Raw genomic sequence first — 7,608 nt, 5'->3', positions numbered from 1 at the left:
ATGATATCACCGACCTGATGACCTCCGATGACGGGTCAGTTTATTATTCCGGGACACCGGGATATTTTATCGCCGAATACGAGGGTCCGTAAGCTTCCCTGTCAAGTGGACAATTCAAAAGTAGAGTTTTTGGCTGTTTGTTGTTCACGGAAGACCGTCGGAGGCAGACCGCCCAAGGCGTCATGGGGACGCTGCTCATTATAAGTGATCAGCCTGTCATAGGTGATCTCCCGCACTTGATCCAAATCAGCAAATAAGATTCACGGCAATTCGCTTGACAGCCCGAAGGAAACGACTCTCTATAGGCTGGAAAGTAATAATACGGGCGAATATTTGAAAACCGGAATTACATCCGAAACGCCTATTCAAAAGAGGTATTCATTAGATTATCTAAAAGATAAACAGATGATAACCCTTAAAAGTGGTAGTAGAAAAGAAATGGCCAAATTAGAAAGGGAAGTTGTTGAAAATAACCCAGGCCCGTTAAACAAGGAAAAATGGGCGGGGAAAAACAAGGAATAAAAATTGTTTTTAGAGGATACAGAGAATTGCAAAATCAAAAGGAATCCGTTATCAAGTATTTTCTTTGGCTAGGGAGTGAAGATATCAAAGAGCTATTTCCACCCTATGTTTGGGGTAAAGACAGTTTTGGGTATTATACTGAGCCAATACTATCACAAACATCCTATGGAAATGATCTTCGGCTTTTACTTATAAAATACTTTGTTGTCGGAGTGTTTACCCCAAATGACCTGCCGTCAAGACCTATACTATCCAACTACTCCAACAAGAATAAAGATATTACTGTGGACTTTGCAGTGACAAGGGAAAAATTTCATAATGTCGGCGAACGGGAAAGGCGGGAATTCATTGTCAATACTACATTGCAGGCAATCGACATGGTTGAGGGCAGGCTTGGAAAACGAAAGCTCGATATTGATTTTGAGAATCTTCGGAGAGATGTAAAAAAAGCGGCGGAAGATTATTTAAAGCAGCCAAATAACCTGGCATAATTGATTTTTGCTATATTCCAACCGATATCCCATAGTCTGCTGTTGGGAATTGGTGACATGGGAATTTAAAAGAAATGAATAGTCAGGAGCGCATGGCTCCTGACCTCCGCAACTGGAGCTAGGAATATTGAAGGTCGAAACCCCTGCCGAAGGTCCGAAGCGAAGCGGAGGAGGTTTCGACATATTGATTTATTGCCGAAATTGTAAATATACGATATCGCTTTAACGGAAAAATCGGCTGAGTCGGAAGCCTTATTTATAGCCTGCCATATCAGTAGTTTTATTTTTTGGAATTCTGAGGTTTAGATGTATAGTTTTTGAACAATTCAACCGATATATAGAATGGCAAGGAATCCTGAAATCAACATCTTGGAAATAGCTGCATGGGCGTCAGACAACAGAGATTGAATACTATTGCCGATTTACATTCTTCTCTTAAACGGGGCAACGATATCCCGGAATGGTTCCCGGGATCCAGAAAAGTATCTGAAGATAAAACCGCCTGCCAGATTCTTTTTTATATCATGTCTCAAGGGGTGGTTTTCCTGAATGATCAGGGGGGAATTATTTCAGCCAACCGGGCCGCGGAAAGGATCCTGGGATTATCGCAGGAGTATTTGAAAGGTATGACCCTGACAGATGAAGTATGGAAAACGATACTCCAGGATAATCGAAATCTTCCGACCAGGGCCAACCCATCGGTCATAGCCCTCCGAACAGGTTTGCCGGTCCGCAATTTTACCCTGGCTGTGTTCAATTCCCGGGATAATGGTTATCGCTGGTTAAGCCTGGATGCCATTCCCATTTTTGAGGGGACAAAAGATAGACCCGGCCGGATTTGCGTCATTTTCACCGATATTACCAATCGGATCAAAGACCGTAATGCCCTGAAGCAATCGGAAGAGAAGTACCGGCTTCTTGTGGAAAATCAGACCGACCTGGTCGTGAAAGTGGATAATGAGGGGAGATTTCTGTTTGTAAGCCCATCATATTGCCGCATGTTTGGATTGGTTGAGGGGGAACTGATTGGCAAGACATTTTTGCCGCTTGTTCATGAGGATGATCGGCTTTCCACGGAAGCGGCCATGAAGGCCTTATATTCTCCTCCGTATGAGGCTTATCTGGAACAGCGGGCAAAGACCAAAGATGGTTGGCGATGGCTGGCCTGGGCGGATAAAGCAATTCTCGATAAGGATGGCAATGTTATCGCCATTGTCGGGGTCGGCCGGGACATTACCAAACGAAAACTGGCTGAGGCCAGGGTCCATGAAAGCCAGGAACGGTACCGCAATTTTGTAGAAAATTTCTCGGGAATCGCCTATCGAAGAACACTGGATTTCAAACCGGTTTTTTTCCACGGCGCCGTTGAAAAAATCACCGGTTATACCATTGATGATTTTATTGTAAAAGCGAAGAAATGGATTGATATCGTTCATCCCGAAGATAGGAAAATGTTGAAAAGCGGGGCACGAAAATTACGGATAACACCGAATTCCCGGATGGAAAGATCGTACCGGATTATTCGTAAGGATGGTGAGATCAGGTGGGTGAATGAATACATTCAAAACCTTCTGGATAACAAGGGCCAGCCGGAATGCGTTCAGGGGACTATTTATGATATCACCGAACACAAAATGGCCCAGGAATCACTGCAATACCGCTATGATATGGAAAAACTGGTGGCCGAAATTTCAAATATGTTCATGTCCCTGGAACCGGAAAAAACAGACCAGGGAATTGTGGCGGCCCTGAAAGCCATTGGCAAGTTCGCCCATATAGACCGTAGTTATATTTTCCTTTTTTCCCGGACTGACAGCCTGATGCAGATTATCCACGAATGGTGTGCTCCGGGAGTCAGTAAAATCTTTTCGCCGGGACAGGTTGTTGATTTGAATAAATACACCGAACTTAAAAGCCGGCTGGAGAGATTCGAGACCATAAGAATGTCTCCCTGGTCCGGTTTTGACGGCGATCGGATTCCTGTATCGGATGATCCGACCGCGAAAAACATGTTGAAATCGGTGGTCCTGGTACCAATGAATTCCCGTGGCCGATTAATAGGCTTGCTGGGTTTTGAATCGGAAAGGGAAAAGAAGTTTCAACATAAGGCCGATATCGAATTGCTGAATATTGTGGGCGAGATAATAGTCAATGCTGTCAATCGCAGGAAAATGGCAGAACATCTGATTTTCATCAATCGGGAACTTGAAAAAGAAAAGGCGGCTTTAAAAAAGAAGAACACCGCTCTTGAAGAACTTCTTTATCAACAGGAGAAACTCAAGAAAAGTCTGGGCAGGGAAATTCAGGCTAATATTGATAATATTGCCGTTCCGGTCATTAGGGCAATCAGAAATAAAATTGATGCAACGGGGATCGAACAGGTTGACCTTCTTCAACAATGCCTTAATGATATCGCCTCGCCCTTTATTAACCGGTTGGAACAATCATTTTCCCGGCTTACCCGTCGTGAACTTGAGGTCTGCAATATGATTAAAAGCGGCCTGACATCTAAGGAAATCGCGAAAAATCTCAACACCTCGGTTTATACTGTCAACAATCAACGCCGTAATATCCGTAAAAAACTGGCGCTGTCCAACAACGGCATCAGTCTAATAACTTATTTACTTTCTATAAATTAACTGCACGCCTGTGATGCTCTGTGAACTCCGGCAGGGTCTTATTTTATGTCTTCGGCCTCCGGCAACGGCCGAATCCAATGACTATTCCGCATAGTCATTTGATAGTCATTAATCAGTTGTTAATAAATATCCCAATAACTCGATTTTACTGATATGAGAATAGAACAGAATCCTATTGTTCAGTGATCGGGTTTTCCCCGTGATCAGCAATCTGGACCGCATGGTATGATACGGTTTCGATTGAGAATTATTTAACTGCACAGTGATTTCTACTTTGGTAGGCAGGGGACGACATGAAAGATGGACATCTTATGAATGACACCCGGGTCTTTTGCCCGAAATCTACCAGACAAAAAGGGGGAGGGCTTATCTTCTGTCAGAAGGATCGAAGGCTTCGCGAAGGAGAGGCCGTCGCCTGTTCGAGAAACCGGGTAAGGCCGGCCCCGGCAATTATGACTTCCCGAACAATAACCAATTTAAACATTTAACCCCAAACATAAATAATAATAGAAGGAGAAGGCAATGAAACACTTCAAAATCTCAACCGTCCTGATGCTTGTTATCGGCATCCTTATGGTCACCGCCATTTGCGAAGCGACTGTAAAGGTCGGATTGAATTATCCCAAGACCGGTCCCTATTCCGTTCAGGGTTTGGACCAGTGGCGCGCGGCCGAGATGGCTGTGGGAGAAATTAACGCGGCCGGCGGTATTCTCGGCGAGCCGGTTGAAATTATCTGGCGCGATTCCGAATCCAAATCGAATGTAACCACCGCCAATGTCACCGATATGATCGACAATGACGGTGTCAAGATGGTTTTTGGCGGATCGTCCAGCGGAGTCGCTGTGGCCGCCGCCAAGGTTTGCTATGCCAAGAATGTCCCGTTTTTCGGGACTCTGACATATTCCACCTCAACAACTGGAGAAGACGGTCTCAAGACCACCTTCAGGGAATGTTATGATTCCTGGATGGCGGCCAAAGCCATCGGGGATTACCTGAAGAAAAATTTCCCCGGCAAAAAATACCTCTACATTACGGCCGATTACACCTGGGGTTGGACCACCGAAACTTCCATGCGCAAATTCACCGGCACTGATGACGAGTCGGCCCATAAAGGAATCAAAACGCCATTCCCGGGGGCAACCACCGAAGATTTTAAGAAGGCTCTTAGTTTTGCCAAAATGGTCAAGCCGGATGTCCTGGTGCTGGTGCTTTTCGGAAATGATATGGTTGAAGCCATCCGGATGGCCACTGCCATGGGGCTAAAAAACGAAATGCAACTGGTTGTTCCCAATCTTACCCTCGGCATGGCCGAAGGGGCCGGTCCTAAAGTCATGGAGGGCGTCATCGGAGCACTCCCGTGGACCTGGAAGGTTCCCTTTAATTATAACTATCAACGCGGCCAGGAATTCGTGAACAGGTTCGCTTCCAAGTATAATCGTTATCCCAGCACTTCCGGCGCCTCAGCCTATACCATTCTTTATGAATATAAAGCAGCCGTCGAAAGAGCCAAAAGTTTCAAAACTGAAGACGTCATTAAAAACCTTGAAGGGCACGAATATACATTGCTGAAGGATAAACAGGTCTGGCGTCCCTTTGATCACCAGTCGGTACAGACCATTTACCTTATAAAATGCAAGCCGGAAGCCGAAGTTCTGAAAGATAAATACAAACTCGATTATTTCGATATCCTGAGCAGTATGCCAGGCGAAGAAGCGGCCATCACTCACAGCGAGTGGACTTCCCAGCGTCAGCAAGCCGGGGCCTCTTCGGAATTATAATGATCCAATAAGAGGAACCTATTTTGGCATATGATAATCATATGCACGAAAGGAGGAGCAATTGAAATTGTTTAGATTCTGGACCAATAGTGGCCTCCGCTTTAAAATAATGACCGGCGTTCTGATCTCTCTGTTACCCATACTGGCGATTGTAGTAGTCGCATACAATTTCAATCGAACCGCTTCGATCGAGGGCAGTGATAACCTGATGGTCCTGATGGATAAGAACGGGGCCAAAGATATTAATTCCTATCTGTCTGATCAGGCGATGACTTTTCGAGAATGGGTGGCCGATGATATCTTTGGACTGGCTATTGAATTCAACACTCTCAATGAAGTGAAAGGATCCTTTGCCAGTATGCTCGAGAGAGCCCCCGCCTTCTCGCACCTGCTGATAACGGATAAGTCGGGCAAGGTCCTGGTTTCGGAGGTAAACTCGAAAATTTCCGGTTCGGTTACCTCCTACGATGGCCAGAGGGTCGATCAGGTTGAAAACCTGTTGAACAAGGACATAATCAATGTCACCCAGGTACCGAGCAGTACAAAGGGTGAAAATGGTGCCGATTACCCGAGTACATTTATGTTCAGTTATCAGGCTAAAAACAGCTCCGGCGATGTTAATGGTTTCTTTCTGGCCTATCTGGATTGGGATAGACTTCAAAGCCAGGTAAACCTGATGTCCAGCGAAGCGGTTGCCAATGGTTTTCCGCGGGCCAAGGTCGTCATCTGTGACAACAAGACAAGGCTTTTATGGAGTCATTCCGACCGGGAATTTATAGGAAAAACCATGAAAGGATCGGAGGAATTCTGGCAGTGGATGAAAAACGGCAATTCTCTTAATGCGATTACATTCGATATGGATGATGGTTCGGAATATGTCGTTTATGATTATTTGCACGATAATCATACCCTGGTCGGAGAGAATTCGGAAAATATCGGCAATACGGAGCTTTGTCTGGCATTCCTTATCCCTGAAAACGATATTCTGGGGAAGGCCAAGAATGCTCTCTGGATATCATTAGTCTTTGCTGTCTGCGGTATCCTGATCGGGATTCTGATTGCCTTTCTCCTCGATCGCTCCATTGCCCGGCCGATCAAATTGTCGATCGGTCAACTTTCTGACGGGGCCAATCAGGTAAGTTCGGCCTCCGAAGAAGTTGCCGGAGCCAGCCAGTCTCTGGCCAATGGTGCCTCAGAGCAGGCCTCGTCACTCGAGGAAAGCTCATCATCATTGGAGGAAATCGCCAGCATGACTCGCCAGAATACCGATAGCGCCAGAAATGCCAATAATCTTGCGTCCGACACCAGCAAGGCGGCTGGTCGCGGAACACAGGCTATTGAGGCGATGTCGCGGGCCATGCAGGAGATTAAGAAGTCCTCCGATGATACCGCCAAGATAATCAAGGTGATTGATGAGATAGCCTTTCAGACTAATTTGCTGGCCCTTAATGCCGCCGTTGAAGCGGCCCGGGCGGGCGAAGCCGGGAAAGGTTTTGCGGTTGTCGCGGAGGAGGTCAGGAATCTGGCCCAACGTTCGGCCGATGCCGCCAAGAATACCAGTATTCTTATAGAAGGTTCGCAGAGAAATGCCGACAACGGTGTGGAGGTGACCGGTGATCTTATCGCTATTTTTGATGAAATCACCGATAGTATCACCAAAATAACCGGGCATATTGGTAAACTGTCGTCAGCATCCGAGGAACAGGCCAAAGGTATCGATCAGATAAATTCGGCGGTGGCGAAAATGAACCAGGTCACGCAGCAGAATGCCGCCAATGCGGAGCAGTCTGCGTCCGCCAGCCAGCAGCTTGCCAGCCAGGCTCAAAATCTCCAGATGGTCGTCAGGGATTTATCCACGATTGTCTTTGGTTTGAAATCTTCAGGTGTAATCGAATCTGAAATTGAAAGACGCCATTTTTACAGGGAAGATGTTGTCGGGCAACCCGGGCAGGCCGGCGGAGAAAGAAAACCCGGAGAACCTTCCCGGGCTGGATCAAGCCGGATCCGCGAAAGGAAACTCGGTTCCACGAGAAATCATGGATATCCGTCAAATGACCCGACTCCCGGCCAATCAAACAGGGATGTTGTCCATCTGCAAGAATATGAACAGGGTAATTTCTAATATTATCCTTTTCAAATACGCTATTTGTTTTTAATGGGGTGCGGCCTAAAACCCG

The 7,608-nt window shown here is 46.3% G+C and carries 6 protein-coding genes; 5 read left to right on the top strand and 1 reads right to left on the bottom strand.

Going from position 1 to position 7,608, the window contains the following annotated elements; translation table 11 throughout:
* Nucleotides 1-101 precede the first annotated feature (101 nt).
* Nucleotides 102-245 carry a transposase gene (locus JXQ28_12575; GenBank protein MBN2278567.1) on the bottom strand — a complete coding sequence of 48 codons (144 nt, stop codon included), beginning with the start codon at nt 243-245 and terminating at the stop codon, nt 102-104.
* Between the two features lie 88 nt (nt 246-333).
* On the opposite strand from JXQ28_12575, the gene JXQ28_12570 reads away from it, so the two are divergent.
* From JXQ28_12570 to JXQ28_12550, 5 genes are all read left to right on the top strand, one after another.
* Entirely contained in the window at nt 334-522 is a 189-nt protein-coding gene (locus JXQ28_12570; GenBank protein ID MBN2278566.1) for a hypothetical protein, read from the top strand.
* Nucleotides 498-1,013 (top strand): hypothetical protein, encoded by a 516-nt coding sequence (locus tag JXQ28_12565; protein ID MBN2278565.1) that lies wholly within the window; start codon nt 498-500, stop codon nt 1,011-1,013. Before JXQ28_12570 ends, JXQ28_12565 begins: the two co-directional genes overlap by 25 nt.
* Before the next feature lie 383 nt (nt 1,014-1,396).
* On the top strand, nt 1,397-3,652 hold the full coding sequence (locus JXQ28_12560; GenBank protein MBN2278564.1) for a PAS domain S-box protein: 2,256 nt from the start codon (nt 1,397-1,399) through the stop codon (nt 3,650-3,652).
* Nucleotides 3,653-4,174: 522 nt separating this feature from the next.
* Nucleotides 4,175-5,431 carry a substrate-binding protein gene (locus tag JXQ28_12555; protein MBN2278563.1) on the top strand — a complete coding sequence of 419 codons (1,257 nt, stop codon included), beginning with the start codon at nt 4,175-4,177 and terminating at the stop codon, nt 5,429-5,431.
* A gap of 61 nt (nt 5,432-5,492) precedes the next feature.
* Nucleotides 5,493-7,553 carry a methyl-accepting chemotaxis protein gene (locus JXQ28_12550; GenBank protein MBN2278562.1) on the top strand — a complete coding sequence of 687 codons (2,061 nt, stop codon included), beginning with the start codon at nt 5,493-5,495 and terminating at the stop codon, nt 7,551-7,553.
* The last annotated feature ends 55 nt before the right edge of the window (nt 7,554-7,608 follow it).

The organism is Candidatus Zixiibacteriota bacterium, from assembly GCA_016933955.1.
Taxonomy (GTDB): domain Bacteria; phylum Zixibacteria; class MSB-5A5; order GN15; family PGXB01; genus JAFGTT01.
Note: the sequence above shows the minus strand (reverse complement) of the source record. Positions and strands in the feature narration are given on the sequence as shown.